This window comes from Oceanicoccus sp. KOV_DT_Chl (genome assembly GCF_900120175.1).
Lineage (GTDB): Bacteria > Pseudomonadota > Gammaproteobacteria > Pseudomonadales > Dasaniaceae > Oceanicoccus.
Genome location: NZ_FQLF01000001.1, coordinates 460,786 through 487,569 on the forward strand (window position 1 = coordinate 460,786; position 26,784 = coordinate 487,569).

The 26,784-nt window shown below is 44.7% G+C and carries 26 protein-coding genes; 17 read left to right on the forward strand and 9 right to left on the reverse strand.

Annotation, left to right across the window (positions count from 1 at the left end; genetic code table 11):
• Nucleotides 1-13 precede the first annotated feature (13 nt).
• The 7 genes from UNITIG_RS02085 to UNITIG_RS24850 all read left to right on the forward strand — a co-directional run bounded on the left by UNITIG_RS02085 (nt 14) and on the right by UNITIG_RS24850 (nt 6,860).
• A complete protein-coding gene (locus tag UNITIG_RS02085; protein WP_101756882.1) occupies nt 14-733 on the forward strand; it encodes a DEAD/DEAH box helicase in 720 nt (239 codons plus the stop codon).
• A gap of 77 nt (nt 734-810) precedes the next feature.
• Nucleotides 811-2,496, forward strand: coding sequence for an HTH domain-containing protein (locus UNITIG_RS02090; RefSeq protein WP_159931053.1), 1,686 nt, complete (start codon nt 811-813; stop codon nt 2,494-2,496).
• A gap of 369 nt (nt 2,497-2,865) precedes the next feature.
• Entirely contained in the window at nt 2,866-3,501 is a 636-nt protein-coding gene (locus UNITIG_RS02100; protein ID WP_101756885.1) for a hypothetical protein, read from the forward strand.
• Nucleotides 3,502-3,545: 44 nt separating this feature from the next.
• Nucleotides 3,546-3,884: a hypothetical protein gene (locus UNITIG_RS02105; protein WP_145999054.1), complete on the forward strand. Its 339-nt coding sequence runs from the start codon at nt 3,546-3,548 to the stop codon at nt 3,882-3,884.
• 5 nt (nt 3,885-3,889) lie between these two features.
• The gene (locus UNITIG_RS02110; RefSeq protein ID WP_101756887.1) at nt 3,890-5,368 is read left to right on the forward strand and encodes a class I SAM-dependent DNA methyltransferase; all 1,479 of its coding nucleotides are present in this window, start codon (nt 3,890-3,892) and stop codon (nt 5,366-5,368) included.
• On the forward strand, nt 5,361-6,158 hold the full coding sequence (locus UNITIG_RS02115; protein WP_101756888.1) for a DUF5677 domain-containing protein: 798 nt from the start codon (nt 5,361-5,363) through the stop codon (nt 6,156-6,158). Before UNITIG_RS02110 ends, UNITIG_RS02115 begins: the two co-directional genes overlap by 8 nt.
• A 513-nt stretch (nt 6,159-6,671) precedes the next feature.
• Complete coding sequence (locus UNITIG_RS24850; RefSeq protein ID WP_304528925.1) at nt 6,672-6,860, forward strand: EAL domain-containing protein; 189 nt, start codon at nt 6,672-6,674, stop codon at nt 6,858-6,860.
• A gap of 182 nt (nt 6,861-7,042) precedes the next feature.
• Here the strand turns inward: UNITIG_RS24850 and UNITIG_RS02125 are convergent, their stop codons facing one another.
• Nucleotides 7,043-7,555, reverse strand: coding sequence for a DUF2141 domain-containing protein (locus UNITIG_RS02125; protein WP_159931055.1), 513 nt, complete (start codon nt 7,553-7,555; stop codon nt 7,043-7,045).
• A 113-nt stretch (nt 7,556-7,668) separates the two neighbouring features.
• Here UNITIG_RS02125 and UNITIG_RS23005 point away from each other — a divergent pair, with 113 nt between their 5' ends.
• A complete protein-coding gene (locus UNITIG_RS23005) occupies nt 7,669-7,911 on the forward strand; it encodes a hypothetical protein (RefSeq protein WP_159931056.1) in 243 nt (80 codons plus the stop codon).
• Between the two features lie 159 nt (nt 7,912-8,070).
• Nucleotides 8,071-8,787: an NAD(P)-dependent oxidoreductase gene (locus UNITIG_RS02135; RefSeq protein WP_145999056.1), complete on the forward strand. Its 717-nt coding sequence runs from the start codon at nt 8,071-8,073 to the stop codon at nt 8,785-8,787.
• An 828-nt stretch (nt 8,788-9,615) separates the two neighbouring features.
• On the opposite strand, the gene UNITIG_RS02140 is transcribed toward UNITIG_RS02135, so the two are convergent.
• From UNITIG_RS02140 to UNITIG_RS02155, 4 genes are all read right to left on the reverse strand, one after another.
• Entirely contained in the window at nt 9,616-9,978 is a 363-nt protein-coding gene (locus UNITIG_RS02140) for a hypothetical protein (RefSeq protein WP_101756893.1), read from the reverse strand.
• Between the two features lie 9 nt (nt 9,979-9,987).
• Nucleotides 9,988-10,752 (reverse strand): hypothetical protein, encoded by a 765-nt coding sequence (locus UNITIG_RS02145; RefSeq protein ID WP_101756894.1) that lies wholly within the window; start codon nt 10,750-10,752, stop codon nt 9,988-9,990.
• A gap of 509 nt (nt 10,753-11,261) precedes the next feature.
• Nucleotides 11,262-13,640 carry a hybrid sensor histidine kinase/response regulator gene (locus UNITIG_RS02150; RefSeq protein WP_101756895.1) on the reverse strand — a complete coding sequence of 793 codons (2,379 nt, stop codon included), beginning with the start codon at nt 13,638-13,640 and terminating at the stop codon, nt 11,262-11,264.
• Nucleotides 13,641-14,200: 560 nt separating this feature from the next.
• On the reverse strand, nt 14,201-15,277 hold the full coding sequence (locus tag UNITIG_RS02155; protein ID WP_235015208.1) for a site-2 protease family protein: 1,077 nt from the start codon (nt 15,275-15,277) through the stop codon (nt 14,201-14,203).
• Between the two features lie 273 nt (nt 15,278-15,550).
• Here UNITIG_RS02155 and UNITIG_RS02160 point away from each other — a divergent pair, with 273 nt between their 5' ends.
• A complete protein-coding gene (locus UNITIG_RS02160) occupies nt 15,551-16,252 on the forward strand; it encodes an OmpA family protein (RefSeq protein WP_101756896.1) in 702 nt (233 codons plus the stop codon).
• A 73-nt stretch (nt 16,253-16,325) separates the two neighbouring features.
• Here UNITIG_RS02160 and UNITIG_RS02165 read toward each other — a convergent pair whose 3' ends face one another.
• Both UNITIG_RS02165 and pdsR read right to left on the reverse strand, forming a co-directional pair.
• Complete coding sequence (locus UNITIG_RS02165) at nt 16,326-18,401, reverse strand: ATP-binding protein (RefSeq protein WP_101756897.1); 2,076 nt, start codon at nt 18,399-18,401, stop codon at nt 16,326-16,328.
• Nucleotides 18,398-19,090 carry a proteobacterial dedicated sortase system response regulator gene (gene pdsR / locus UNITIG_RS02170; RefSeq protein WP_101756898.1) on the reverse strand — a complete coding sequence of 231 codons (693 nt, stop codon included), beginning with the start codon at nt 19,088-19,090 and terminating at the stop codon, nt 18,398-18,400. Before pdsR ends, UNITIG_RS02165 begins: the two co-directional genes overlap by 4 nt.
• A 180-nt stretch (nt 19,091-19,270) precedes the next feature.
• On the opposite strand from pdsR, the gene UNITIG_RS02175 reads away from it, so the two are divergent.
• Genes UNITIG_RS02175 through UNITIG_RS02185 form a run of 3 tightly spaced genes read left to right on the forward strand, consistent with a single transcriptional unit; the run spans nt 19,271 to nt 22,369 of the window.
• Nucleotides 19,271-21,322: a marine proteobacterial sortase target protein gene (locus UNITIG_RS02175; protein WP_101756899.1), complete on the forward strand. Its 2,052-nt coding sequence runs from the start codon at nt 19,271-19,273 to the stop codon at nt 21,320-21,322.
• Nucleotides 21,315-21,932: a class GN sortase gene (locus UNITIG_RS02180; RefSeq protein ID WP_101756900.1), complete on the forward strand. Its 618-nt coding sequence runs from the start codon at nt 21,315-21,317 to the stop codon at nt 21,930-21,932. Before UNITIG_RS02175 ends, UNITIG_RS02180 begins: the two co-directional genes overlap by 8 nt.
• Nucleotides 21,932-22,369, forward strand: a complete 438-nt coding sequence (locus UNITIG_RS02185; protein WP_101756901.1) for a hypothetical protein — start codon at nt 21,932-21,934, stop codon at nt 22,367-22,369. Before UNITIG_RS02180 ends, UNITIG_RS02185 begins: the two co-directional genes overlap by 1 nt.
• A 155-nt stretch (nt 22,370-22,524) precedes the next feature.
• Here the strand turns inward: UNITIG_RS02185 and UNITIG_RS02190 are convergent, their stop codons facing one another.
• Together UNITIG_RS02190 and UNITIG_RS02195 are read right to left on the reverse strand one after the other, a co-directional pair.
• Nucleotides 22,525-22,821, reverse strand: a complete 297-nt coding sequence (locus tag UNITIG_RS02190; RefSeq protein WP_145999057.1) for a hypothetical protein — start codon at nt 22,819-22,821, stop codon at nt 22,525-22,527.
• Nucleotides 22,822-23,151: 330 nt separating this feature from the next.
• Complete coding sequence (locus UNITIG_RS02195; RefSeq protein WP_101756903.1) at nt 23,152-23,883, reverse strand: class I SAM-dependent methyltransferase; 732 nt, start codon at nt 23,881-23,883, stop codon at nt 23,152-23,154.
• Nucleotides 23,884-24,091: 208 nt separating this feature from the next.
• Here UNITIG_RS02195 and UNITIG_RS02200 point away from each other — a divergent pair, with 208 nt between their 5' ends.
• From UNITIG_RS02200 to UNITIG_RS02215, 4 genes are all read left to right on the forward strand, one after another.
• Nucleotides 24,092-24,400, forward strand: a complete 309-nt coding sequence (locus tag UNITIG_RS02200) for a hypothetical protein (protein WP_101756904.1) — start codon at nt 24,092-24,094, stop codon at nt 24,398-24,400.
• Between the two features lie 511 nt (nt 24,401-24,911).
• The gene (locus UNITIG_RS02205; protein WP_145999058.1) at nt 24,912-25,244 is read left to right on the forward strand and encodes a hypothetical protein; all 333 of its coding nucleotides are present in this window, start codon (nt 24,912-24,914) and stop codon (nt 25,242-25,244) included.
• Nucleotides 25,244-25,669 (forward strand): PEP-CTERM sorting domain-containing protein, encoded by a 426-nt coding sequence (locus UNITIG_RS02210; protein ID WP_101756906.1) that lies wholly within the window; start codon nt 25,244-25,246, stop codon nt 25,667-25,669. Before UNITIG_RS02205 ends, UNITIG_RS02210 begins: the two co-directional genes overlap by 1 nt.
• Before the next feature lie 267 nt (nt 25,670-25,936).
• A complete protein-coding gene (locus UNITIG_RS02215; RefSeq protein ID WP_101756907.1) occupies nt 25,937-26,608 on the forward strand; it encodes a hypothetical protein in 672 nt (223 codons plus the stop codon).
• The last annotated feature ends 176 nt before the right edge of the window (nt 26,609-26,784 follow it).

Consider the following 26,784-nt stretch of genomic DNA (forward strand, 5'->3'; position numbering starts at 1 on the left):
CAGGGAGTTTAGGGTGAAGATAGAAGATGGAAAAGATTTTGGTGTGCATTCTGATCTAATAGAAAAATTACTTTCTCGTGGATTAACTGAGTTTACATTAGCTCAACAACAGGCTTTGAAAGGGGGCTTGGTGTCAGGAGAGAGTCTGTTTATCTCTGCGCCAACCTCAGGCGGGAAAACTACAATTGCAGAAATAGCCGCCGTCCAAACTGCGCTCAAAGGTGGTAAGTCAGTTTATCTTCTCTCCCATAAGGCTTTGGCGGAAGAAAAATATAAGTTATTCAGCGAAGTTTACGGTGATAAAGACGATAAATGGTTTGATGTGGCAATATCAACTGGTGACCGTATTGAAGGTGGTTGGAATAACGGAATACTTGTCGCAACATACGAGAAGTTTCTTTCAATGGTCTCTACTTCAGATGACCTTGTTATTGATGGTGTATTAGTTATAGCTGATGAAATACAGCTTTTAAATGACGAGTCTAGAGGGGCAGATGTAGAAACGTTATGTACTAAGATTAAATTAAGTGATCCTGCGCAGCTTATTTGCTTAAGTGCGACAGTGAATAATTCTAATGAGTTGGCAAGCTGGATTGGAGCTACAGAGATTCGTGTTATTGAAAGAGATGTGCCTTTGTCTCAGCAAATATGGTATCAGGGCTCTGGGTTTGAGTGTGATTTCGGAGAAGAGGAAATCAAGGAGATGAGAGGGGGCTCCCATCCACCACTATAGATGCTTGCCACCACTTACTCAAAGAAGAGTTTGGCCCTGTTTTGGTCTTTACCATGACCCGCAACAGGGCGGTTCAATTGGCTGAGGAATTTTCTGCCCAATTGCAAAAAGATCCTCAAGGGTTCCAGTTTTCTTCTCAGCTTGATTTCTTTTCAGAACCAGTAACTTTATCAAGATCTTTGGGGGGAGTGTCTGAAAAAAGAGTGGCTTTCCATACAGCAGACCTATCGCTCGATGAAAGAGAGTTGGTTGAAAAAGGGTTGTTGGATGGTTCTTTCGATATTGTATTTGCCACGCCTACACTAGCAGCTGGAGTCAACTTCCCTTTTCAGACAGTGCTATTTGACTCATTCGAAAGGCCCTGGGTGCCTAATAATCGCTGGCTGCCTAAGGATGAATTCCAAAATATGTCTGGTCGTGCCGGTAGGCTTGGAATGCATTCTAAGGGTTATTCTGTTTTGCTTCCATCAAATCGTGCTCAACAAATTCAAGCAAATAATTTAATTGGGAATGAAAAGGTAGATGTTTCATCAAAGTTGATTGAAAAAAGTTTAAGAAAGTTAGTTTTGAATATATTTTCAAGCAGGGTTGCAAACACTAGAAAGAGTATTGCTGACTTTTTTGAGAATACTTTTTGGTGGTATGAGCAGTCTGAAAAAAATCCAGAAAAGCTAAGGGTTTTACCTGGAAAAATTGATGAGTCAATTCAATGGCTTCTTGATCAAGGTTTTATTCAGTTCGAACAAGACTATTATTTTGCGACAGACCTTGGCGTAGCCACAGCCAGGGTTGGCTTATTGCCGCCTACGGTAAGAGAGGTCGTGGATGTTGTTAGCAATAATATCCAGGTCTTTAGTGGTGGCGTCGAAAATTGGGTTATTGGTTTGATTCACGCTATTTGTGCCTCTAGTGATTTTGCTGAGGGCGGGCAGCGATTTTTACCGTTTGCAAGAGGCAATAGACCTGAGGCAAAGGCCACCAGATTCCTAAGAGGCAATAATTTGTTTTTGAATATTAATGCGTCAAATATGCCTGATAAAGTTCAGAATGCTGCCTATGCCATTAGCCTTTGGATAGAGGGTGTTCCTGAGAGACAGTTGAGTCATGAGCTGCCAGCAATAACATATGGTTATATGCAGAGATTAAGCGATGATGTGGCTTGGGTTCTATCGGGACTACAAACAGTCCTCTCCTTACCTAGTTTAAATATCCCTGAGAAATTCTTAACAGAGCTTTCTTTGGTTGTTGAGAGGATAAAGTTCGGTGTTCCTGTAGACCTTGTTGATTTGGTAAAAATAGCTAGGTCTGAGCGTGTGCCTGGGTTTGGGAGGCACAGGGCTATGGTTCTTAAGGCTGAGGGTTTACATGATCCAAATTCTCTCCATTCTATTGATGTTAATAAACTCAATTCGGTGCTTGAAAATCCGGATAGAGTGGCTGCCTTGCTTAACGCTATCGCAAACTATCTAGATAAGCCATTAAAGCGTTGGGAAAGAGAGCATTCCCAGAGAGCAGAGGTTGTTGGGATCGATAAACAGTTAATTACTGATTCTTATGAACTTATCGGTGATGATTACGAAACCCCGATAGAGACTTTGCTTAATTTAGTACAAGGCTGGGTTGTTGAAAAAATAGATGACTTGAAGCGCCAAGGTGTGCCGGATTTCCAGATATGTTGTGATGGACGTACAACCCTTGTTGAATGTAAGACAAAGTTGAAAGAGGGGCTCTTGTTTCTAAAGATGACGCATTTGCTGTTTTGATTAAGGGCGCAGATATAAATTGTGATAGTTATTTGACTCTAGGCAAGCCTGACTTCGATGCGTTTTCTAAGAATAAGGCGGCTGGTACAACGAATGTATCTTTAGTAAGTCATGTTGTATTTATTGAGTCAATTGTCAAATACTTAGAAGGTAAGATTAACGCGAGCCAGCTATTTGACTGGTTGGTTACACCAGGGCCTAAAACTTTAGATAACCTTGAGTTGGTTGTTAATCTATTAGTGGAAAAATAATGTCAGCATCAGAAATAGTCAACAAAGTCGGGAGCAACGCCCACGTATTGCGCGATGACGGCGTAGGCTACGGCGATTACGTCGAGCAGTTTTTTCGTCAAACTTTGAGTAGTGAATAATGGCAAGGTATTCAGACCCTACATTACGCGGGATGCTTCTTGAGGAAGCAATACTCTATATTCTGTCAAAGACAGGATACACGCCAATCTTTGAGAAAAATGGGGACTCTTCCCTTAATGATGGCTCGTCAGGATTAGAAATATATGGCAGGGGTGCCAAACATCAAATTGATGCTGTCGCTGATTTTCAGTATACGCCGCCATTCTGTAACCAGCAGAGATTGTTGATAGAGGCAAAATTTAAAGACTCTAAGACAGGCATTGAAATTGTTCGTAACGCGGCCGGTGTTCATAAGGATGTTTCGGAGTATTGGGTAGTCGATAACATCAGTGGGCGGAGGGTGGCTAGCAAAAGGTTTCATTACCTTTATGCTATTTTTTCAAAAGAAGACTTTTCAAAGCCCGCCCAGGATTATGCTTACGCGCAGGATATATTCCTACTGCCTCTCAAGAATAATACGCTTTTTCGCCCCATTATCTCAGCAATTGATGCAGTTAGTTTTGACGAATTAGACAATAAGCCAAAGCTATCAGTTGTGCGGAAGTTAGTGAGAGATCAGCTTTTCGGTGATTACAGACAAGCTGATTTTGTGGATGAGGATGATGATCTATTTGAGTATAGGGGCACTTGTTAGAGTTCATTGGTGTTTGTAGGCAGCGAGGAAGTGGTTTTCTTACAATGTTTAACGGGAGTTTTCCCGTTTTTCTATCTGCTAGTCGCTCTATGGAAGATTTTGTATTCCGGGACGAGAATTATGTGCGAATTCGTGTTGGTGAAGCTGGGTGGTCAATAGAGTCAGAGGCTGGTGAAGAGCTATTCACTTTTGATTTACCCGAGGAAATATTTAATAAATATCAGCGAAGTGGTGGTTTAACCCGAAGACAGTTACTGAATATAAAAGATACTCATATGAGTAGTTTTCATGTTTTTGTCTCTCAAGGTGACGATTTGAAGTTGGTTAGTTTTAAACTTGATAGGAACTGGTTTCGTCAAGTTAGTCGGAATTTAGGTAATTAGTAATTATGAGCGCATCAGAAATAGTCAACAAAGTCTGGAACTACGCCCACGTACTACGCGATGACGGCGTAGGTTACGGCGATTACGTCGAGCAAATCACCTTTTTAATCTTTTTAAAAATGGCCGATGAGCGCGAAGAGTCCGGCCAGCAAGTCGCCGTTCCTGCAAAATACAGCTGGTCAAAACTGGTCAAACTCGACGGTGATGCACTGGAAATTCAATACCGCCATACCCTCGAAGAGCTGGGCAAAGCAGGCGGTATGTTAGGCACCATCTTCCGCAAGGCGCAAAACAAAATACAAGACCCGGCCAAGCTCGAACGCCTGATCAAAATGATCGAAAAAGAAGCCTGGTCAACCCTGCCGGTGGATGTCAAAGGTGAAATCTACGAAGGCCTGTTAGAGCGCAACGCCCAGGATGTAAAAGGCGGTGCCGGTCAATACTTTACCCCACGCCCCTTAATCCAGGCCATGGTCGATGTCATGCAGCCCGATGTCATGGACACCGTCGCCGACCCGGCTACCGGCACCGGCGGATTCTTACTCGCGGCCTATGACTATATGGCCCCCAAAGCCACCTCCAAAAAAGAACAAAAGCATTTACGCGAAAAAGCCCTGCGCGGTAACGACATCGTCGATAGCGTCACCCGCCTATGCGCCATGAACCTCTACCTCCACGGTATCGGCAGCGCCGACGGCGAATGTCCCGTGATCAGCCAGGATGCTCTAGCCAAAGAAGTCAGCGACAACGACCGCGTCGATATCGTGCTAGCCAATCCACCCTTCGGCAAAAAAAGCTCCATCACAGTCATCAGCGAAAAAACCGGCAAAGCCGAATCTGAAAAACTCACCTACGAACGCGAAGACTTCTGGGCCACCACCTCCAACAAACAACTTAACTTCGTCCAGCATATCTACAACATGCTAAAAATCGACGGCAAAGCCGCCGTCGTAGTCCCTGATAACGTCCTCTTCGAAGGCGGCGCCGGCGAAACCATCCGCAAAAACCTACTAGAGCGCACCAACCTCCACACCATCCTGCGCCTCCCCACCGGCATCTTCTACGCCCAAGGCGTAAAGGCAAACGTCATCTTCTTCGACAACAAACCCGCCGCCAAAACCCCCTGGACCAAAAAACTCTGGATCTACGACTTCCGCACCAACGTCCACATGACCCTAAAAACCAATCGCCTCAAAAAAAGCGACTTTGAAGAATTTATCAAACTCTACAAGCCCAATGACATTAAAAAACGCAAAGCGACTTGGGATGAGAAAAAGGGCGAAGGCCGCTGGCGCAGTTACAGCTATGATGAAATTGTAGCCAGAGATAAAACCAATTTAGATATTTTTTGGTTGAAGGATGATGCGCTGGAAGATACCGAGAATTTGCCTGCGCCTGAGGTGTTGGCTGCTGAGATTGTTGAGCAGTTAGAGGCAGCGTTGGAGGAGTTTAGGTCTGTTGAGGAAGTACTCATACGTGAGTAGCCAAGGTAGGTTAGTTGAATTACAGGAGGCAAATGATGCAATTGCGTTTTTATGGATAACGACAATTTCTGAGAAACATGTCCAAGATAAGACTCAGTATAAAGAGTCTTTTTCAGCATTAGTTGGTTTGCTGACAGCAATTAATGGTATGGCAGATGTCATCACCGATCTTAAAGAAGAGCACCAAAGATATTCAAGTGTAGTTTTGTATCGATCATTAATAGAGCATTTCCTTAAGTCGACATACATAACTGTAAAGGCTGGCTCGGAAAGATCTGACCAAGTAGGTTTTGATTATAATTGGTACTGTCGGTACACAGAGGCATTACAATACGGGAAAGGTATTAAAGAAAGCCTAGAGCTAACGCATAAGGTCAAAAGCAAGATGAATATTAAACGTATAGCTAGGGAGTATTTTGATTATATGGAGGGTGTTTCAGAAAGAAAAATTGATAAGCTTACCTCTTCCTTTAGTTACAAGAACATTATTAGGTACATAAGTAGTCATAAATCCGGGATTGTCGGTAAAGATAGTCCGCTTTTTTCAGATATGATAAAGATATATCCCTCTCTTTCTTCATATGTACATGGAGGTGTTAGCGCGGTATCAGATATGAATTTTAAAAGCTTCGATGATAAAAATTATCTTCACGATATTCCTGAATCCTCGCTGTTGCTTTGTATGTTCTCAAAGGCAAGTATGCTTTCTTTACTTGGTTTGGAATCAAAAAATATAAGCGAGGTTGGAAAAAAAGCTAGTGAGATATTTCTTTCTGTTGCCGAAGATTGATAACTAAAAGTTTAATATGATTGGTGTGAAAAATAAATGTTACCAGGCGAGACCGTTCATGTGAAAAAACCACATTCTTCGAAATTGTCAGAAGGTCTTCTTAGGCAGCGTAGAAATCTATTGTTGATATCTATACCCTAATCATTATCCATTGGTTAACAAACCGGTAAAAAAATGGAAGAGTGAAATTAGATGGCGATCTCAAAGAGGCTCAAGTTCAGGTTCTAAGTATATTGAACTTGCAAAGAAAATGCGTTCTATTGTTAGAGATCATAAGCCAACGATTCAAATTAAAGGGGTCGTAACGATTATTTATTGATCAATCGCCCACCCATTCTTCCCAAGTTTTAGGGTCAGGTCTTGATTTATGTATCGGAAAAAAACCAATTAAAGGGGTCGTAACGATTATTTATTGATCAATCGCCCACCCATTCTTCCCAAGTTTTAGGGTCAGGTCTTGATTTATGTATCGGAAAAAAACTGGCGAAAACTGGGGTCAGACTCGAATTAACCTTGGATATTCTTACCTGCCTTCACTTAAAAGGTCTCGGACTATCCATAGATTATTTCGGCACAGGTTTTTCCTCGCTGTCACTGCTACACAAAGTTCCATTCACTGAACTAAAAATTGGTAAATCTTTTATTCAAAAAACTGGGGTCAGACTCGAATTAACCTCGGATATGCTTACCAGCCTTCGCTAAAAGTTATCGGACTATCCATAGATGATTTCGCACAGGTTTTTCCTCGCTGTCACTGCTACAAAGTTCCATTCACTGAACTAAAAATTGGTAAATCTTTTATTCAGGATATATGTGAATTCGAGTCTGACCCCAGTTGTTGTTATTCAGGATATATGTGAATTCGAGTCTGACCCCAGTTGTTGTTAAGGGTATTGCAGGTTGATCGCTGTTTCTAGCGAGCTGCCGGTTAGCTTAATTTTGGCACCCTCATATTTTGGAAAGCCACTAGGTTGATAATTATTAGAAAAACCACTGCCTTCTTTCGGTTGTGGGAACGGTAAAAATTTCATATCCATTTTGCCATTGTCATTGGCATCATGCAGCGCTTGAATCGCATAGTCGCTATCAGGTGCCAGACCTTCAAAAGTCACGGTTAAATTGGCGCCTTGTTCCAGTTTAAACTTGGTATTACGTAATGCCTTTTTAGTTTTTAACCAGGTTTTTTCTTCCTTAAATAAGGTAACAATCATAGTGCCACCGTCTTTGATGTTTACGCCATTTAACGTAACGGTGATTTTGGCCTCACCAAGCACTGCCCCAGGGGCAGAAACCTCTCCACTAACAATGCTGGAATCGGCTGAGTCATGGCCGCCCGCTTGTGCCAGTAGAACAAAAGAGTATAGGCCTAAGGCCAATATCGCTGAAGCTATCTTCATTACCATTCCTCGATATCAATTAAGTGTGTTGCCTGGATGACTCGCATCGTACTCAAGTACATGTAGTTTGTCTTGAGCATTAATGTAAAAAAAAGAAAAGAGCAGAGAGTGGTATGGCGGCTGCATTGAGGCCGGTTTGGAATCAAAGTGGCAAGCACAAAAGCACAAAAGCACAAAAGCACAAAAGCACAAAAGCACAAAAGCACAAAAGCACAAAAGCACAAAAGCACAAAAGCACAAAAGCACAAAAGCACAAAAGCACAAAAGCACAAAAGCACAAAAGCACGAAGTGCGTTGAACGCCTGCTTTATGAAAGGCGGCCCGAAGGGGATAAGCATATCGGGGCGTGGCGCTAAGAGGATGCTTTGGCACTGGCTTAAGCGAACAAGGCTGACGGTCTTTATGGTTACCGAACTGAGCGGGTGAGTTGCTTCGCAAGGCTGAGTTAGCTGTTAAGGTGTGAGTTGTTGTTTGATACGTTGCAAACAGCCCGTCGGCCCTATAAGCTAGCAGGCATGAATACCTTTATTCAAAACTGCCTTAAGCCAATCGTTTTTGCCACGGTCATATTGTTGTTGTTTTCCTGCGCCTCAACGGAGCTGAAAACAGAAGCTCCGGCTGTTGACAGTGTCACTGCTATCCCCCCAAAAAATATCACCATTGCGTTATTAGGGGCAACTGGGATGGTAGGCGGTTTTGTTTTGCAAGAAGCGCTGGCGCAGGGCTATTCGGTCAAGGCTTTAGCCCGAACGCCAGCAAAGTTGGCGGCCTTTAACGATCAGATAACCATTGTTCAAGGCGATGCCCTTGACCCCGTTGCGCTTGAGCAATGGCTCAATGGTAGTGATGTAATTATTAGCGCACTAGGCCCGGTCAAGGCCGACGGCAGTGCTGCTGATGGAGTCAGCACGACGGTAACGGGCCATATCATTGGGTTAATGCCAAGGCATAATATCAAGCGCTATATCGTGGTTTCCGGGGCGGCGGTGGATGTGCCGGGTGATGATCGCAACTTGAAAGGCAGGGTGATACAAACATTGGCCACTATTACGTTGAAATCTACCGTAGAAGATAAACAAGCCGAGTACCAGTTGCTTGCTGCTAGCGATATCGAGTGGACGCTAGTGCGCTGCCCGCTGATCACGGCCAAGTCATTTGAGCATCAAGCTCTTGCAACACTCGATACCCCGCATCATTTATTGTGCGTGCCGGTGAGTTGGCTGAATTTTTGATAGGACAAATTTCTTCACAGGCGTTTATTGCTAAAAGCCCCTTCGTTGGCAGTGTCAATTGACGCGGCGGTGGCAATTGTTGTGAGTGTAGAAAATTAAAGGGGTCGTAAGGATTATTTATTGATCAATCGCCCACCCATTCTTCCCAAGTTTTAGGGTCAGGTCTTGATTTATGTATCGCACACGATGCATGCTTTTGACCTTCGGGTCCCTTTGTAGTCGCCTGAGTTTTGTCAGAAATAACGGCGCTTACAGCGAGGACTGTTTGATTCAAATACGCTAAGGCGTATTTTCACCCTACGGGCGACCTAAAGGTCGTCCAAATTACTGACGTAATTTGTGAGTGAAAAATGATTGAGTAGAGCCTGCCCCGCGAACGAAGAGAGTGCTTTGGGTATCAAAAATGGCGAGTTGATTCGCTTTGCTGAGCCTGCCCCGTGAAACGTTTTGGGTACACCCTGCGGGTCGCCTTGAATAAAACAGGCGTTCAACGCACTTCATGCTTTTGTCCCGATCATGGTCGGGAATGACGGCGGAGAGTGCTGCGAATAAAAGGTTCAGAGTCTTTGAAAAAATAGACGCAAACTATGTCACCATGGATGATTTACCATTGTATTATTAGGCCTGATCATGGGTTACCCCTTGATTGACGGAGTAGGGTGGTTTAGGCAAGTAAAGAAAATGAACTCGCCGTAGGGCGACCCCAGCTCCCACCCCTAACAAGCCAAACCTGGAAAATTAAGTGACAATGCCCGATGGAAATCGTCACTCTTTTTTAAAACGGGGGGCGACAGAGTTAAATATTCAACCCATATTTTATATTGAAAGTTAATCAACTGTTCCCCCCAACCCACGAATATAAAAAAACGACCCCACCATCCCCATAATGCAAGACGGCAATATAGTCGCAACAATATTCGGTGTCCCGGCCACAAAATGCGTTGCGTACAAAATCACCACCACTATCCCATTAGGAATGGCCATGCCTGTTAATAGCTGGTGCTTTTTGCCATTGCGCTGTGTCACTACCCACAGTATTAGCGACAAAAAAAACAGGGTGCTGATAAAACTTAATGCGCCCTGGGTGATAAACGCTTGCAAACTTTGGCCAGTGCCCTGATTGGCATAAAACGCCCAGCTGCCGTAGCCGGTGGCGGCTATTAGTGAATAGACAATATTTTTGCGATTCATTTTGTTGGCCTATGCCGCTGCTTGCAGGGTTTGTTTTTCTTCCAGTGATACCACCATCATCACCACGTCGTGGCGTTCGGGGGAGATGTTTTCTTCAAAGAATTTTCTTACATGCTCGGTTTTGCACTTAAAGTTGTAAGAGGAATACACCTTGCCGTGATGTTGAAAAAGATTACCGAGAATAAAATTTTCGCGGTCGAGGGAGGCTTCGGCATCCATCACGGTTATCGCGCGTTCAGCGACGGCTACGATGTGAGCGGGAATGGTCAGTGCTTGGCCGCTGGCGTCGATTTGCGGGTATACGGTTGAGTTGAGGTTGTAATGCTGCGCCAGCGCCCCGGTCATTTTATTAACCCCTTCATACACTGCTGGGTTGGGCGTGGCGGCGACAATATAACCCCCAATAAATTTGGGAATATCTTCCGGGCCCAGTAGTTGTTGCAGTGCATTACCGGTGAGTTTTTGGCCCTGATACTCGGGCAGTGTGTAAGAGAGCTGGCCCATAAATACTGGCTTGCCATTGATCTCTAAATGTTTGGCGGTGGCGAAGCCAATTACATTGCGCTGTTCATCTTCGACACAAACGATCTTGGCGTATATGCCGAGGTCGGCAATGGCATGCCACACGTGGGTCCAGTTGGTGATGCTCTCCTGTTCGTTCACACCGAAAGAGGAGGCCTTGGCGCAGACATGGATAAATTGATCCATTAGCCGTGCTTTTTCAGCGGCCGGTAAAGCGCTGGGGTTATCGATAATACGTGTATTGAAATTCATGATGCGTGGTACCTATTTGATTGAACTAGAAGTTCGTGGTTAATTTTCATTGATCAAAAATCAGGCGAGCTAAACCGCAGGCCGAAAAAACCCCTCAGCCAGAGGTGAACATCTGCCGATTTATTGTCTATTTGTTTAAGTGTTCAATTAGTAGCAATAACTATTTGATTTTGTTCACTAAATTGTATTTTCCCTTGAAATAACAAGCGCTGTAGTTCAAGGGCACCCAAAAACACCGGCGATTTTCTGCCGAGCGTAATAAGGGCGGTGTTGCAGTTGATATATTGATAAGGTTAAAAATCTGTTCAATTAATAATCTATCAGTATAAAAAACACGCGGATTATCCCATGGGCGAGAGAATTTTCACTTGTTTATATTGTAAATAGTTGTCAGAAATTATTTTTATTACCAAATGATATATGAAGCACCGATTCATATCAGCTCCCGCGGCCAGTGACAGCGAAGAGGAGAATGTTTGAGGGTGTTTAATCAATAAACAAAAAGAGGCTTACAGAGGTGAATGATTGCGCAGGGCGCGTTCAATTTTTGACAGTTCTATCGGTTTTGCCAGGTGATCGTCCATACCCGACTGGTAGGCCTTGCTGATGTACTCCTCAACCGCGTGGGCGGTGAGGGCAATTATCGGGGTTCGGCTTTGATGTTTTTGTGCTTCGATTTTGCGAATGGCCACCGTGGCCTCGTAACCATCCATGACCGGCATTTCACAATCCATGAAAATCAAATCGAAATTGTCCTGGCTCTCAATAAAATCCAAAAGGGCCTCTTTGCCATTATTAGCAAAGCGCGGTTGCTGCCCTAGCTTTTCCAACATGGCTTTTAGCACCTGCTGGTTAACGATATTGTCTTCTACCACTAGCAGTTTCATTGCCGGGATTTTTTCCTGGCCAGTCGTTGCCGCATCGCTCAGGTCGTTGGCGACACTACCCTCGTGGGCGGCTCGCAGGGGCAGTGATATCCAAAAAGTAGAGCCTTGGCCCGAGGTACTTTCCACGCCAACAACCCCCCCCATTAATTCGGCCAGCTGCTTGCAAATAGCCAGCCCCAAACCAGTACCGCCATACTTGCGAGTGGTGGAGCTGTCTTCTTGGGTGTAGCTTTCAAATAGGTTGGGCTGTGCTTCTGCGGGAATACCAATGCCGGTATCGGTGACGGTAATACGGTAAAACCGCGGCTGGTGATGATCGACACCAATGGTGACAGTAATGGCGCCGCGATCGGTAAACTTAATGGCATTGCCTAGCAGGTTAAATAACACCTGCCGGACCCGGTTGGGGTCGCCCATAATCAGTGGCGGCATGTTTTGCTCAACATGCCCATTGAGTACAACCCCTTTTTCTCCAGCTTGTAAGCGGTAGAGTGACAGCACATCACTCATCAGTATGTTCACATCATAGCTAATATCCTCAATACTCATTTTGCCCGCTTCAATTTTTGAGTAATCGAGAATATCGTTGATAACCGTTAATAGCGCTTTGCCTGAGGTGCGTATGGTTTCGTTGTAGCTGCGCTGTTGGTCATTGAGTGGGGTTTCACTCAATAATTCGGACATGCCGAGCACACCATTCATGGGGGTTCTTATTTCGTGGCTCATTTTTGCCAGGAAATCACTTTTTGCCCGGCTCTGTGCAATCGCTCGGCCTTCTTCCTCACGTATTTTGTTGATGCGGCTGGCAAGCGCTATGGATAATAGCGATAGCTCAATTAACTGGCCTATGGCTTGTACATTATAAATAATAATTTTTGTTGAAATAACCGATAAAATTTCCAGGTGGGTGATGGCCCAACCTATTAGATAGAAACACCAGGACACGAAAAAGTTGCGTGCATCAATACTCCCCTGTCGCCACAGCGATAAGCTGATAAACCACAAAAATAAACACAGCACAATTGACATAAGTAAAGTGATTACCAGCATTACTGCCTGCAGCGGGTTACCAAAAGCCAATAGCTGTGTAAAGAACGAGGCCGCAAAAAACCAAGCCAGGACGACAATAAAACGGTCGGCTTTAGGGCTTTGATTTTTGATGTGCAGAAAACTACGGGCAAACAAAATAATGAAAAGATAGGATAAGGTATTCAAGCCGGAAGATAGGGGGGCGTTGAATTCTGGGCTGTTAGGCCACCAGTGCAAAAAAGCAAAGCCACGGCTGACATAGGCTAAGAGCAGCGAGGTAAGACAGTAGATAACATAAAATAAATAACTGCGGTCTTTAGTGAAGATATAAATTAATAGGTTGTAAATCAGCATCAAGCTGATAGCGCCAAAGAAAAACCAAAAAAACGACTCATCTACATCGGTATGCTGATAAAAGCTGTCGCGATCCCACAGCGTAATATAAGAGACTAGTAATTGTTGCATGCTGCGTTGATTTTGCAGCACCACTATGCGTTGGGAGTTAGCCTCTAGCGTTATGGGTACTAAAATATTACGGCTGCGAATTGGTTTTTTACTGACCGGGTGGTCCATGCCCAGCTGGTAGTTGTTTTCTACCCGGCCACGGTTAATAACAAAAACATCAACGTGCTGAATATAGGGGATGGGTATTTCTAGAATGAGCTCTTTGGTGCTAGTGCCAGGGTTGTCCAGTTCGACTATAAACCAAGCATTTTGGTAGCCCGAATTGTAATTACCTTCTTCAATTAATGAGCGGGTAAATTTTTTATCGTTAATGAGGGCCAGCACATCGTCAATCGAGGCGCCGTTTTTGACTGCGCTAAATTGCTGGAGGTTATCACCAATAAAATGATTGCCAGTGACCTCGCGCACATCGATAGGTTTTAAACTGTCGGCTAAACTTGCCGGTGCAGCTAAAAAGCACAGCAGCAGTGCTAACACGGTGAAATAACGGCGAATATTCAAGTCCATTAATCATTCTCTAAGCGCCACTAAACAACGCGAATACATTTATTGCGCTAAAGAGCGTATTGTTATTACAGTCATAACTCTCGTACTACATTACGCGATATTGGCAAGCTCATCACAATAAGCGCTTTTTATGGGCCAATTCACTATCCCTACCCCTCAAACAGTATGGAAACCACATCCCTAAGCGTCAAGTTGGAATCACAGCCTGTGGGGCAATAAGCTTGAACCAGTCGGAAAGATCCGGGGTCAGGTCTTTGATTTATGATTCGGAATCAAAGGAGCAGAGTAATTGATTTTGATTTTTTGGGCCCCTTATGTAGTCGCCTGATTGTTACCAGAACTAACGGCGAGCCGTAGCGAAGCGGAGACAACGCCCGCACGGGCGGCCCGAAGGGTGAGAGTTTTATCCGAATATTACACAGAGGACTATTTGACTCAAATAAGCTAGGGCTTATTTTGCCCTGCGGGCGACCTGAAGGTTGTCCAAATTGCAGCGCAATTTGTGAGTGAACAAAGATTGAGTAGAGCCTGCTCCGCAAACGGCTGATACCAGAAAATTTCTAACTCCCAAGTATTTTCATCGGCAAGCTCAATATAGGATTCTCTGAATCCGCAAAATTCATAATCACCGCGACATGCCCGGCAACGACCAAAACATACCACACCGCCGAGAATGTTTGACCGTAGCGATCCAGCGGAATTAAATGGGAAAAATGCCGTTGCTGCCATTCAAAGATAACTTCGAGTGCGCCAACAAACAAAAAGAATACCAGTAGCGCCAGGCCAAAGGTATATGCCAAGCCAAGCCCCAGGGCTATGCCCGCCATACAGACGGATAAACCTACCCAGGAGCGCATGGAAAAGCTGATGCTCTTGAGTACGTGGCCACCATCTAAAGGCAAAATAGGCAGTAAATTAAACAGGTTTAATAAGGCGCTAAGTACTGCGGCCCCGGCAAATAGTTCTAAGTCAGTTAGCCAATAAATCAGCAAACAAGCCAGCGACATAAATAGGCCAAAACAAGGCCCCATAATAGAGATAACCACATCTTGCCAGCGGGTATTGATCTTATCGTCGGATACTGCCAGGCCGCCAACAAAGGGAATTAAGTAAATGCCTTTGGTTTTAATCCCAAAATATTGCATAGCTCTGACATGACCATATTCATGAATGACCAGGCAGGCCACTATGACCAAGGCAAATTCAACGGTGAACAGCCAGGCATAACCGGCTACGGATGCCCCGGCTAACACGGCTTTTATCACCTTGGCACTTTTAAAGAGCTTAAAGACCAGCGCCGCCAAACCCATAAAACTGCGTGTTGATTTTTCTTTGACTAGATGTGCCGAGGGGACTAATGGGAACTCACCCGTTGCTTGCTGATGCTGATTTATCCATAACTGATAACTAACCGTCTGATCTTTGGCTTGCAGATTTAAACTGACTTCTTCGCTGTTGTTTGCTTGCTGTAATTGAAATCTATGTACGATTTCACTGACGGTGATGCCTGTTAAATCGACCTGACTCACTAGCTTATCGTCCCAGTACAAACACTGTGTGCCCTCACCATCGTTTTCAAGTTTTAAGGTTTTGCCAAATAGTTCGAGGTTTAACAACAGGTTTTCTCGCAAAGTCATATTTAAGCCGCTTAGTTTACCCGAGTTCAGGCTTGCAATTAAAGGGGTCAAAGCCCTTTAATCGGAGGGCTGCCCTATACGTTTCACGGGTCAGGCTTAGCGCAGCGAATAAAGAAGAAGTAGCTCGCCGCTGGGTTATCCCGTCACCCACACATTTCGCCACAATCTTTCACAATTCATATCAAAACCCGCCACAGCATTACCACTTTTTCGTTGTTCAATAAGTCCCGTCAAGCAAGAAAGGTTTATTTAACAACTGAAAGAGGAATCATTATGAAAATGTCTACATTCTTACCTGTATTAAGTTTATGTGCTGCGGTTTCAACAGCGGCGGTGGCTGATGCTGACAACACTAGCAGCGAGGCTAAACGATTGGGCGTGGTGACGGGCAGTATTGTGGTGGGTGTTGCTAGTTTGGGGCCATTAGGTGCGGTGCCGGGAATATTGGCTGGGGCTTGGTTGGACCAGGAAATTATGGCGGCGGACCGGGTGGAGGTAATGGAGTCTGAGTTGTTGCAGGCCAATACTCGTATTCGCAGCATGGGTGAGCAGTTAGCAGCGGCACAACTGTCAACGCAGGAGTATGCACGCATTGCGCTGGAGCAATTACAGCTGGAGTTGTTGTTCAAAACCAATAACAGCGCATTGACTGAGCATGGTGTGCAGCGCTTAACTTTTTTGGCGAATTTTTTGTCAGAAAATCCGGAAATTCAGATTCGTTTGGATGGCTATGCGGATCCCCGGGGTGACGCAGTACATAACCTGGCTTTGTCTGAGCAGCGAGCGGCTTCGGTGTTGGAGCATTTAGTGACCCATGGAGTGGCGCGCAACCGGATTGAAACTTATTCCCATGGGGCTGCGCAATCGGTGTCAGTGGCTGGCGATTACGATAGTTATGCGCTGGATCGCGTGGTGAAGATTCAACTTTCCCAGCAAAATAAAGCGGCTTTCGCCGGCATTATGATTGCTGATTAAAATTTAAAAGGAGGTGATGAGTGCCCGGTTAAGCCGGGCTTTTTTATGCGGGTAGTTTTTAGCTGGCGGGATATTAATGTATCGGTAGTAGCATGGTAAACACCACGCCACTGTGGTCATCACGATTAGTGGCGTTAATTGTGCCGCCATGGAAGTTAACAATCAGGCTAACAATATATAAACCCAGACCTAGGTGAGTGCTTTGGCTATCGTTGGTTTCACGCAGTGATACCATATTGTCAAATAACTGGTTTTTCATTGTCTCGGGTAATAGCGGTCCATCATTACTAACCGCTAATTGCAGCGTATTTTTACTCTGACTGGTGCGGATAGAAATATCCCCGTTGGGCGGGCAATAGCTGGTGGCATTTTCAATAAGTTTGTCGAGCATTTGTACTATTAAATCAGGAACAATATCCATGTTCAGTGATGCAGTGTTATCGGAGTTTTCAAAACTAATATGATGGTGTGGGTATAAGTCGCTATAGGCGGCGCTTAGGTCGGTTAATAATAAAATAATATCGGTAGGTTCGGGTTCTGAGTGTTTAATGCTTTCTTCTACGCGATTAGCTTCACTCATTGCGGTTAGGATTGTGCCTAAACGTTGGGCACCTTCTTTGGCGCGTTGCTGATAGGTGCGGCTGGGGGTATTCAATGGTTGTGATTCAAGATTGTCCAATGAGGAATGAATAATCGCCAAAGGTGTGCGCAGTTCGTGGGATAGTTTTCTAGAAAGCGTTTGCAGGTAGTCAGTGTACTCGCCCAGGCGTTTCATCAGTTCACTATAGTTGCGGGTTAATACACCAATTTCATCATTGGCATTGCTATGGGGATATTGGCTTGATAGTTTTCCTCTGTCATCCAGCGCATTTTGAGTGGCTTTACTTAATTGGCGGATTCGCCAAGAGAGCCAGCTGGCATAGGCGAGTAGTGATAAGGTGGCGCTCCCCATAATAATAATGCTGAATGAAAACAATCGGCTAAAGGCTTGGTCAGTTAAGGTGGCGGTTTGTTCGCTGCTTTGTTCGGCAATTAAGATAGCCGCAATTGCGCCGTTGATAAAAATGGGCTCGGCATTGGTCAAAAAATGTTGGTTGGTTCGCAACGGATCGTTATACCACATGGTGCTGCTTTGCCCGGTTAGTGCTTTTTTAAACTCTTGGCGCGCAGAATAATTAACGTGGTCCTGATACGTCGTTTGTTGCTGATGACGTTCGGCCAATAATTTGCGATATAATTTTTGTAATAGCCAGTGGCTGTTTGATTGTGAACGGGTTTCAAGGGTGCCCGTGGAAGCAATCAGCCAGCCCTGTGGATTCACTAACCTGAGCCGTTGCCCGGGTAAGGTATAAGTATTTACTACGGCCTTGATGGCGTTGGATTGGTAAATCAATGGGGGTACTGGTGCATTGTCGCGATAGGGCCCTAGCCGAGTGCTGCCGTTAGCAGAGTCGTCAATACTGTAAAAACTTAAACGCCCATTGACTAATGCCAGTGGCATTGAAATTTCTAATTGGTAGCTATTGGGCTCATCAATCAAAGCGGCTTTAATAGATGATTCACGATAGGTGTTAGGGAAGGGATTAAAATAACGGGCGGTGATATCACCAGGGGCTTGTGCGGCGAAAATATATTCTTTGTTATTGCCGGTGACTAATATAAGGCGATCACCATTAGAGGCGAGTGAGCGCGTAGGGTTATTAAAAATCATTTCGCTATTGTTAATTTCAAAAAATAACATCAGTTGGTTTTGGTAAACCATGCAGCGGTAGCGAATGAGCGTATCATTGCTGTCAGGCCATAGTGTCCAAGGTATATCAGGCCAGTTATCGGCATAGCCATCTGCTTCAATGAGATATTCGTTGGGATGGCAATAAAAATCCGGGGCTAAGGACGAGAGAGTGTTATTGATCGCTGGGTTGTCTTCGGTAGTACCTTCAATGCGCTCAAATTTGTTAGCGGCTTCGAGACTTAAACTGCCGGGGTTTTGCGCCAGTGCTTTGGCAATGACTTGCGTTGACGCTTGTAGTGTTCGCTCCTGTCCTGACCTCAGCGAGGCATCGATGTCTTGCAAGTACTGGCAACCTGACCAAGGGATGCTAAGCAATAATAGACTTACAACAAATAGCTGTTTGTTTAAGGTCATCATTGCACTTGCCAGCGATAGCCTAAGCCGTAAGCGGTGTTGATGGCGCAAAACTGATCATCAATACTTTGAAATTTTTTGCGGATGCGTTTGATGTGCGAGGTAATAGTGTTGTCATCCAGCACCACTTTTGCAGCTTCCATTAATTGCTCGCGGCTTTTTACTTGGCCCGGGTGGCGTGCCAGTGTATGAATAATCCAAAATTCGGTGACGGTGATATCCAGCGCTTGTTGCTGCCATTGGATGCGCATCTGTTCAATATTGATGCTTAGATCTCCGGTATTAATCACTTCTTCTGCCAAGGTGGGGTTGCCAAGGGCATCTACGCGGCGAAACAGAGCTACTATTCTGGCCAACATATGGTGCAGGCCAATGTCTTTGGTTAGGTAATCATCAGCACCTAAGCGCAGCCCCGAAATTTTATCAAATTCATTTTCTCGGGCGGTTAAAAATACAATGGGCAAGGTTTTTGAGCGGCTGCGAAGGTCCCGGCATAATTCAAAGCCGCCTTCAATTTCGTCTTCTAAGCCCACGTCAATCACCGCTAAGTCGGGCAGTTTGTGTGCAAAGCCGGCCATGGCAGCGGCGCGGTTGGGATAGATGCTGACCGAATAGCCCTGTTGTTCAAAGGCGTCACGATAATTTTGCGCGATATGTATTTCGTCTTCCACGATGGCAATGTGTTTAGGCATCGATAATCCTTGCTCGGTAGTGTGGTGGTCGCTTGGTTGAATTGTAACGCAGAAAACACGTTTTAAAACCAATGCCACAATTTGCCATAATTGATCATCGCAATTGCATTATTGGCCTATAAAAAAGCCAAACCAAAGCGGTTTACTACTCCCTGCTAATGCCAGCTAGGGAGAAAACCAATGTTTAAATTAAAACGACGTACTCATCCGGTTTTTATAGAGGATGACGATTGGACAACAAAATCGCGTAAACCTTTGCGGTTGCGGTTCATTTTATTGTTATTAGTTGTGCTGTTCGGCGGCTGGGCTTGGCATAGTAGCCAAGCAGATGCCTTGGATGAGTTTGGCGGAGGGCAATTATTGAGCGCGTCACCAGCCGCTGGTGAGGCACAGGCGTTGGTTAATATTGCCAATAAAACGGCGATCAAAGTCAGTGGTATGGTTGCCCATGTTGCTGTTGAGCAGCGGTTTATTAATAAGCAGGATGACTGGTTGGAGGCGGTTTATGTGTTTCCTCTACCCGATAAAGCCGCCGTACATCGTATGCGGATCAAGATTGGCGACCGAGTTATTAGTGGTCATATTAAAGAAAAATCCGAGGCCAAGGCTATTTACCAACAGGCCAAGGCAGAAGGAAAAAAGGCCGCTCTCGTCAAACAGTATCGCCCCAATCTATTTAAAACCACGGTGGCTAATATTCCTCCCGGTGAAACCATTGTGGTTGAGCTGGATTATATTGAGCCGGTAGATTATCAGCACGGGGAATTTCAGCTGCGGTTCCCACTAGCTATTACGCCGCGTTATTTACCGGTGGTGCATCAGGCTGACGATCATCAGCAGATGGAAACACTGATGATGGATTATTTGGGCTGGTCGTTACCGCAAGTGGACAGCTTTGCGCTTAAGCACACGGCAACGGAGCTGACGGTAGAGTTAGATATGGGGTTGGCTTTACAGCGTATCAATAGTGCTTATCACAGCATTCAGATTACGCCGCAAAAGAATAATCTTTATCAAATAAAACTTGATCAAAATAGCGCGCTACTGCAACAGGATTTTGTGCTGCGCTGGCAGACCCAAGTAGGGCAAGCCCCTGAAGCTGCAATTTTTAAGGAGCGGGTGGATGGCAAGGATTTTGTACAACTTATGTTACTTCCGCCGCCGCTCTCTGCAAGCGATGAATATCTGCCACGCGAAGTGATTTACGTGATTGATACCTCTGGCTCCATGCAGGGGCCCTCTATTATTCAGGCTAGGAATAGCTTGTTATTAGCGATAGATAAACTGAATGCGCAAGATCGTTTCAATATTTTTTCTTTTAATAATAAAACGTCACATTTATTTACTGGTGCGGTGGCGGCTAATCAGGAGAATTTGTTAAGAGCTAAGCATTATGTCAATAACTTAAAAGCTGACGGTGGCACGGAAATGATGCCAGCTTTGCGGCAGTCTTTAGCGGAGAGTTTTGGCGATGAGCGAGTGAGACAAATTATTTTTATCACCGACGGTGCGGTCAGTAATGAGGCTGAGCTGTTTAAAGTCATTCATCAGCGCTTAGGTGATAGCCGTTTGTTTACGGTTGGCATTGGTGCTGCACCCAATTCATTTTTTATGCGCAAGGCCGCTCAATTTGGTCGCGGCACTTTTACCCATATTGGCAATGTTAATGAAGTGCAGGTGAGCATGACGCAGCTGTTAAATAAACTCAATGCGCCGGTGATGAGTGATATTCAAGTCAGCTGGCCCAAGGATAGTGGTGCAGACCAATACCCACAAAAAATACCTGACCTCTATGCTGGTGAGCCCTTACAGCTAAGTGCGGCTTTGCAGCAGCTACCCCGTGAAATTACAGTGAGTGGCAAGCAGGCCGGTAAACACTGGGAAAAAACACTGACATTAGCCGCACAGGCCAACCATCAAGGTATTTCCACGCTGTGGGCGAGAGAAAAAATTCAGCATTTATTAGATAAAAAAATCACGGGATGGCCAGAGCAAGAGGTGCGGCAATCAGTGCTTGATATTGCCTTAAGCCACCAATTGATGTCCCCCTACACTAGCTTTGTTGCTGTTGAAGCAGACCTGCAGGAGCCTCTGAATACGCCTGAAATGAAAACTATTGCTATCCCCAAAACATCTACCCGCGCCATGTTGAGCTTGCTTTGGGGCTTGGGTTTATTCGGGTTTTTTCTAGTGATAAAAATATGTTTGAGCAGAGACGAAGATTATGAGTAGCTACGGCCGCCGTTGCCAACATAAAAACTGGCGATTTTATTTGTTGGCCTGCTTATTTTTTTCGGCAACATTCGCTATTGCTGATGGCTTGCTGATTGTTATGAAGGCGCAGTTAGCGCAACAATTAATAGGTTATGCCTGGGAGCAAAGCCTGCGCACTGGCTTAAATGTTAAGCCGTGGCCGTGGGCCGATACCTGGCCGGTTGCAAAATTGCAATCTGAACAACTAGCTAATGACCTTTATATATTAAAAGGGGCTCAGGGTAATGCGCTGGCTTTTGGCCCCGGTTGGCTTGATGAGAGTGTGCAGCCCAATCAACCCGGCACAAAAATTGTTGCTGCCCATCGCGATACTCATTTTAGATTTTTACATCGGCTAAAAAATAATGATGTGTTAACACTAATAAACAAACAGGGATTAAGTGCGCGTTACCTTGTGGAAAGTACTGAAGTTATGGACAGCGTTAACGAACAGTTAGTGGTTGATAAGCAGCTTGAGCAATTATTGTTGATAACCTGTTATCCCTTTGATGCTATCGAAGCGGGAGGACCCCAGCGCTATATTGTGAGGGCGATGCCCGAAAAGTTAAATAATGATGAGGAACGATGATGGCTGCCACAATCACCCTGTATAAATCGATATCGCCGTTGCTGCTTGCGCATTTAATCAACGTGGATTGGCGTTATTTTGTCCCTGAGTCTGTCGATCAAAAATTATTTGTCCCGAAGTTACACCGTCCCTTTGCAGAAATGTTGGCCAGGCAGCTTGAGGTGGCAAATTATGGAGCAGGTTATGTAGTGCAGTTTAAAGTACAGCGGCAGTTTTTACGGCGTTATAATGTAACTTCTGTAGCTTATAAAGAGTATGAGGAATATTGCATACCGATTGAAGACTTAGCCGAGATGAATCGTTTTATTGTAGGTAGGGCTAGGTTGGTTTCACGGTTTTCAAGTAATTTGCCGCGTAATCAAAAAAATGGTCAAGAGACAGTCATCAATAAGTCCAGCATGCATACAGCTACGCTCAGGGAAGCAGAGCTGCATTGATGTAATTAAAGGGGTCAGAGCCCTTTTTCTTCCTGATAACACCATCAATCCATGGAGCTTCCTATGAAAATATTACGCCAGTTATTGTTTTTACTGTGTACGCTTCTCATCATACCTGTGTCGGCAATTTAGTGGCGCCTGTCCTCGGTGACGGATCAGCGTATATCTTCAACCACTACAGTCCCTCGGCGGCGGCTTTGTCCGGTGGCACCAGCACTTGGTTTATGTGTGCTTTCAACCTGACTATCACCTACCTTCGAGGCCTGAACAGCTGGCAGGATCAGCGTAGGTTTTGGCACAGGCGTTTTTGGTTTTACAAGTTTTTCTGGAGTCTTGGCGGTATTTTTCACCACATGAACAATATCCGTATCATCAAATCTTGCCGCAGAAACATAACAGCTTGCGCTAATCATTACGACAACCACACTGGCTTTAAAGATTTTCATTTTCATTTTGATATCCATTTTAATGTTGAACATCTTGTTTCGATAGTTCTGTGTCGTAAGCCTATCTAAAATGGTTCAAAAATAAAAACGGGGCCGGACCTTACATCGTGCATTCCCTCATCTAAACTGTTTTAAATAATGGGGCGGAGTCCTTTTCGGCAATAAAGATGCCGGTGGGATTATTTTTTTAACATATACCGAAGCATTACTACGTCCCGGAAAATGTTCACCAGCTCAATAAAGTGGGGCAGGCTATGTTAGAAATCAGTACGCGCACTAAGGAGTTAGCAAACGGCCCCTGCTTGATAGCGGTGAACGTCTTGCGTATAGCAAGGGTTATTTGTTGAGAGGAGCGTAGGGTTTCTGAAAAATCATCACATGTTGTTGCGGTAAATAGTTATCTGTTTTTATCCACGTTAAACCTACTGCCTGCATTTCTTTTTTTGCCTGTTTTTCGGTCATCTTATGCAGCCGTTTTATCGGTACGTTTCGGTCTTCACCTCGATATTCGACTAGCGCGACCCGGCCCCCCGGTTTTAATCCGGTGACGACACCTTGCATGACTTCTTTTGGATAAGAAAATTCATGGTAGGCATCAACCATTAAAACGATATCAGTTGAGTCGTGAGGAATATTGGGTTGGGTTTCTGTAGCGATTATGGTTTCTATATTACTGATGTTTTGGGTTGCTTTGCGCTGTTCAATAATGTCGAGCATTTCACCTTGGATGTCTACAGCCAATACTTTTCCCTGGGGTACTTGGGTTGCCATCGGGAAGCTGAAATAACCAGTGCCTGCGCCCAAGTCGACCACGACATCGGTTGGTTTTAAGCCCATGTTGCTTAATAATAAATCCGTTCGTTCTTCTTGTTCGCGGCTTGGTCGTTCTAACCAACCTGCGCCTAAGTGGCCCATGACATGGGAGATCTCACGACCCATATAATATTTGCCAATACCATCAGAACTGATACGACCTTGTTGATAGGCTTGTTCATTTTGTTGGTTGCCTGCTTCAGCTCCAATAGGAATAAGCAGGCAGGCAAGGGTGAGAAGGCCATTGATAATCATGGATAAACCTCGATAGATGCGATGCTGACTATACGTTTGTCGATTATTATCGGATGTTGTTTTAAATGACTACTGTTGACTCAAAGGGGTCAATTAAAGGGCTCTGACCCCTTTTACATGTTAGATACTATTTTTGATAATTAATTTGAACCGTTCATTGCCAGCCTTCGACAGAGTTAGTACATAAACACTTTAAAAGGGCTAAATCATGAAAAATTCAGCATCATTACTTGTAAAAACTTGTTTATTATCAGCAACGTTGGCTTTTACTGTTACAGCACACAGCGCTGCTTTTATGAAGCTGGGCGACATTAAGGGCGAATCCAGAGCCACTGCCGAGCAGCCAGCGAGTGAGCAAAAGATTCAAACTACTCGCGGCGGTCAGGCGATGTTATTGCCTGCTGTACAGAGTGCTCGTGAAGCGGCCAGAAGAGGGAAGAACACCCCTAAGCCTAGCAGTGATCATAGTGCCGGAGATGAGCATGAGATTACATACGATATTGCTGCCGGCGTTTGATTACTAGTTTGTTGGTTAATTCACTATTTGTTTGTTTAGATGAAAGGTGCCGGGGCCAGTTATAAAAAGGTTCCGGGGCCTGTTCTAATAGTTAACACCCGAATCAAAGGGGTTGACCCTTTTTACAAATACCCCGCTTGTCTCACCAACGACTGATAAGCAAATAACAATTGGCAACTATTGCCACCACTTTTTATTCTTATCAGTGGGTTGCGGGTAAGAGTACTGGGGCGCTAGATCAGGTAGCCCGGGTGTACCGTCGACAAATTAGACATTCGGGTTTTGAAATTTCTGCCCCTAAGTGACTATGTTATGTGGGCTGAGGGCAGCTAGCGGTAATTTTCACGCTGCAGTCAAGCAAAGTGTGTCGGATTAATATACAGGTTTTCTATTAATCGCATTAAATTTCTCTCTAAGCCTTTGTTGTAAATCGATATTTTTTTATTGGCACGCCAAATGCTTATTGGGATGTATTACATTAAATCTATCGGATAAAAGAAGTAATAGGATTATGAAAATGAAAGCATTAGTGCCAGCGATGGGCCTTACCGTTGCAGCGATTCTAGCCTCCCCAGTTCATGCTGGTATCATCTCCAGCGTAGCGTACGGCGCGGCTAATGCTGCCCAGGCGGAACAGGATTTTTTCAACCTCAGCACGGCTTATATTACTGAAACTTTCGACGGCAGCCTGACTGCTTCTGGCAGTATCGGTTCTAATTACGGTTCGAACGATCAAAGTCGTTGGCTTGATGCCGCTGATTCTTTTCAGACCAGCGTTGGGACGTTTTCGATGACCGCTCCAGAGGTGGGTGCTGGCGGGATGATGTACAATCTTCCAAGTTGATGCTGGAAGACAGCAGTACCGGTGAGTTTGGTCGTCAGACTAGCTACGGCTCGCGCTGGCTTGATAGTAATGATGCCGACAGCGTGACTTGGGCGATTGGCGGCACTCTCGCTGCTAATGCCTTTGGTTTCTATCTTTCAGACGCTAACGATCAGGGCGCCTCTCTGAGGTTGATCTTTGATGACGGTAGTACCTATATTGAGCAATTGAATAGCGATCTGGCCAATGGCAATTTGCTCTATGCCTCTTTCATATCTGACCAGTTGATTACGGGTGCAACACTGATCTTCGATAATGGCACTTACGAAAACGATGGTTGGGGTATTGATAACGTAACAATCGCGCAAGTACCTGAGCCAGGTACCATAGCCTTATTGGGGCTTGGTTTAGCGGGCTTGTTTATCCAGCGTCGTCGCCAGGCTTGATGTATAAAAAGTAAGTCATACTTACTTAAAAAAGGGGCAACACTGATGTGTTGCCCCTTTTTTATTGCCGCTTTGTTATTCATGTTACTGCTGATGGTTTTTTAGCATCGCTTTTGCTGCTTGGTATTTTCGGTTAAGGTCTGAGGGCTGTTTCGTTCCTTATACCTGTGAGTCGATGTAAATATGCTACCGCGGTCAGTTCTATTTTTGATATTCATGTTCAGTGTTTCTTCAGCTGACAGCAGTACCAGTCAGTTTTGCTTTTCAATGGCAAAAACCTATAACGAGCAGTTATATTGTGAAATCCAAGCTAGTGGCATAGGATCCAGCTTGCCCAGCTTTAATCAATTCCAAAACAATACGGCCTTAACACAATCGTTATTACTGAAGCCCTACGCGAGAAAATTAGGGCTAACAATAAAAATTCCGACTAAAAAAACTACGCCCCCCGTAATTGCTCGTTCGCACAGTGCTGCGGATAACCATGATGGTCTTAGCGACTGCAGTTTCCACAAAGCAGTAATTAGCTGCAACAAAAAGCAATATCACTTTTTAGGTAATCAGCGCAATGAATCCTTAGGCGCTGGTGTACTTGACGCTGATAACAGGATGCAATTGCCTGCTTTTGATAAGGGTGATGTGGATAGTTACTTAGTTAAAGCATATGAGCATTATTTGAATAAGATGATTGAGATTGGATTGGCCGGTGCTACTTTACACTATGGGAATTTCGAATATATTTTTTATGATTTGCGCGCCCAGGATATAGATTTTACCCAGCGGTTTGAAACGATGTATCGGTATTTGAAGAAGGATAAACGCAATATCAATGTCATGAAATCGGTGGCACCTTCTGACCTGACGGCTAAAGAGTGTTTTTTACTGAATAAATTTTTGGTGTGTAGTCGCGGTCGTTACAATTATATTTATAGGGCTTGATCGCACGAGTGTCCGGGATAAATGCTTGGTTTAAAATAGCAGTACGAAACGAGTAGAACCCGGATAGAGACTGAGTTTTTATTAGTCATTGCCGGCTTGATCGGAAATCCAGAGCTACGGAGTGATGAGTGGGGCGTTTTTAATTAAGCGCAGAAAAAATTAAGGGTTTTGCACCT

Bases quoted from the DNA above. Each gene is read 5' to 3' on its own strand.
- UNITIG_RS02175 (WP_101756899.1), top strand. From the start codon at position 19,271: ATGTTTAAATTAAAACGACGTACTCATCCGGTTTTTATAGAGGATGAC.
- UNITIG_RS02200 (WP_101756904.1), top strand. From the start codon at position 24,092: ATGAAAAATTCAGCATCATTACTTGTAAAAACTTGTTTATTATCAGCA.
- UNITIG_RS02190 (WP_145999057.1), bottom strand. From the start codon at position 22,821: ATGAAAATGAAAATCTTTAAAGCCAGTGTGGTTGTCGTAATGATTAGC.
- UNITIG_RS02160 (WP_101756896.1), top strand. From the start codon at position 15,551: ATGAAAATGTCTACATTCTTACCTGTATTAAGTTTATGTGCTGCGGTT.
- UNITIG_RS02145 (WP_101756894.1), bottom strand. From the start codon at position 10,752: ATGAATTTCAATACACGTATTATCGATAACCCCAGCGCTTTACCGGCC.
- UNITIG_RS02180 (WP_101756900.1), top strand. From the start codon at position 21,315: ATGAGTAGCTACGGCCGCCGTTGCCAACATAAAAACTGGCGATTTTAT.
- UNITIG_RS02105 (WP_145999054.1), top strand. From the start codon at position 3,546: ATGTTTAACGGGAGTTTTCCCGTTTTTCTATCTGCTAGTCGCTCTATG.
- UNITIG_RS02150 (WP_101756895.1), bottom strand. From the start codon at position 13,640: ATGGACTTGAATATTCGCCGTTATTTCACCGTGTTAGCACTGCTGCTG.
- UNITIG_RS02185 (WP_101756901.1), top strand. From the start codon at position 21,932: ATGGCTGCCACAATCACCCTGTATAAATCGATATCGCCGTTGCTGCTT.
- UNITIG_RS02140 (WP_101756893.1), bottom strand. From the start codon at position 9,978: ATGAATCGCAAAAATATTGTCTATTCACTAATAGCCGCCACCGGCTAC.
- UNITIG_RS02195 (WP_101756903.1), bottom strand. From the start codon at position 23,883: ATGATTATCAATGGCCTTCTCACCCTTGCCTGCCTGCTTATTCCTATT.
- UNITIG_RS02215 (WP_101756907.1), top strand. From the start codon at position 25,937: ATGGCAAAAACCTATAACGAGCAGTTATATTGTGAAATCCAAGCTAGT.
- UNITIG_RS02110 (WP_101756887.1), top strand. From the start codon at position 3,890: ATGAGCGCATCAGAAATAGTCAACAAAGTCTGGAACTACGCCCACGTA.
- pdsR (WP_101756898.1), bottom strand. From the start codon at position 19,090: ATGCCTAAACACATTGCCATCGTGGAAGACGAAATACATATCGCGCAA.
- UNITIG_RS02125 (WP_159931055.1), bottom strand. From the start codon at position 7,555: ATGAAGATAGCTTCAGCGATATTGGCCTTAGGCCTATACTCTTTTGTT.
- UNITIG_RS02165 (WP_101756897.1), bottom strand. From the start codon at position 18,401: ATGATGACCTTAAACAAACAGCTATTTGTTGTAAGTCTATTATTGCTT.
- UNITIG_RS02210 (WP_101756906.1), top strand. From the start codon at position 25,244: ATGCTGGAAGACAGCAGTACCGGTGAGTTTGGTCGTCAGACTAGCTAC.
- UNITIG_RS02155 (WP_235015208.1), bottom strand. From the start codon at position 15,277: ATGACTTTGCGAGAAAACCTGTTGTTAAACCTCGAACTATTTGGCAAA.
- UNITIG_RS02205 (WP_145999058.1), top strand. From the start codon at position 24,912: ATGAAAATGAAAGCATTAGTGCCAGCGATGGGCCTTACCGTTGCAGCG.
- UNITIG_RS02135 (WP_145999056.1), top strand. From the start codon at position 8,071: ATGAATACCTTTATTCAAAACTGCCTTAAGCCAATCGTTTTTGCCACG.
- UNITIG_RS02100 (WP_101756885.1), top strand. From the start codon at position 2,866: ATGGCAAGGTATTCAGACCCTACATTACGCGGGATGCTTCTTGAGGAA.
- UNITIG_RS23005 (WP_159931056.1), top strand. From the start codon at position 7,669: ATGGCGGCTGCATTGAGGCCGGTTTGGAATCAAAGTGGCAAGCACAAA.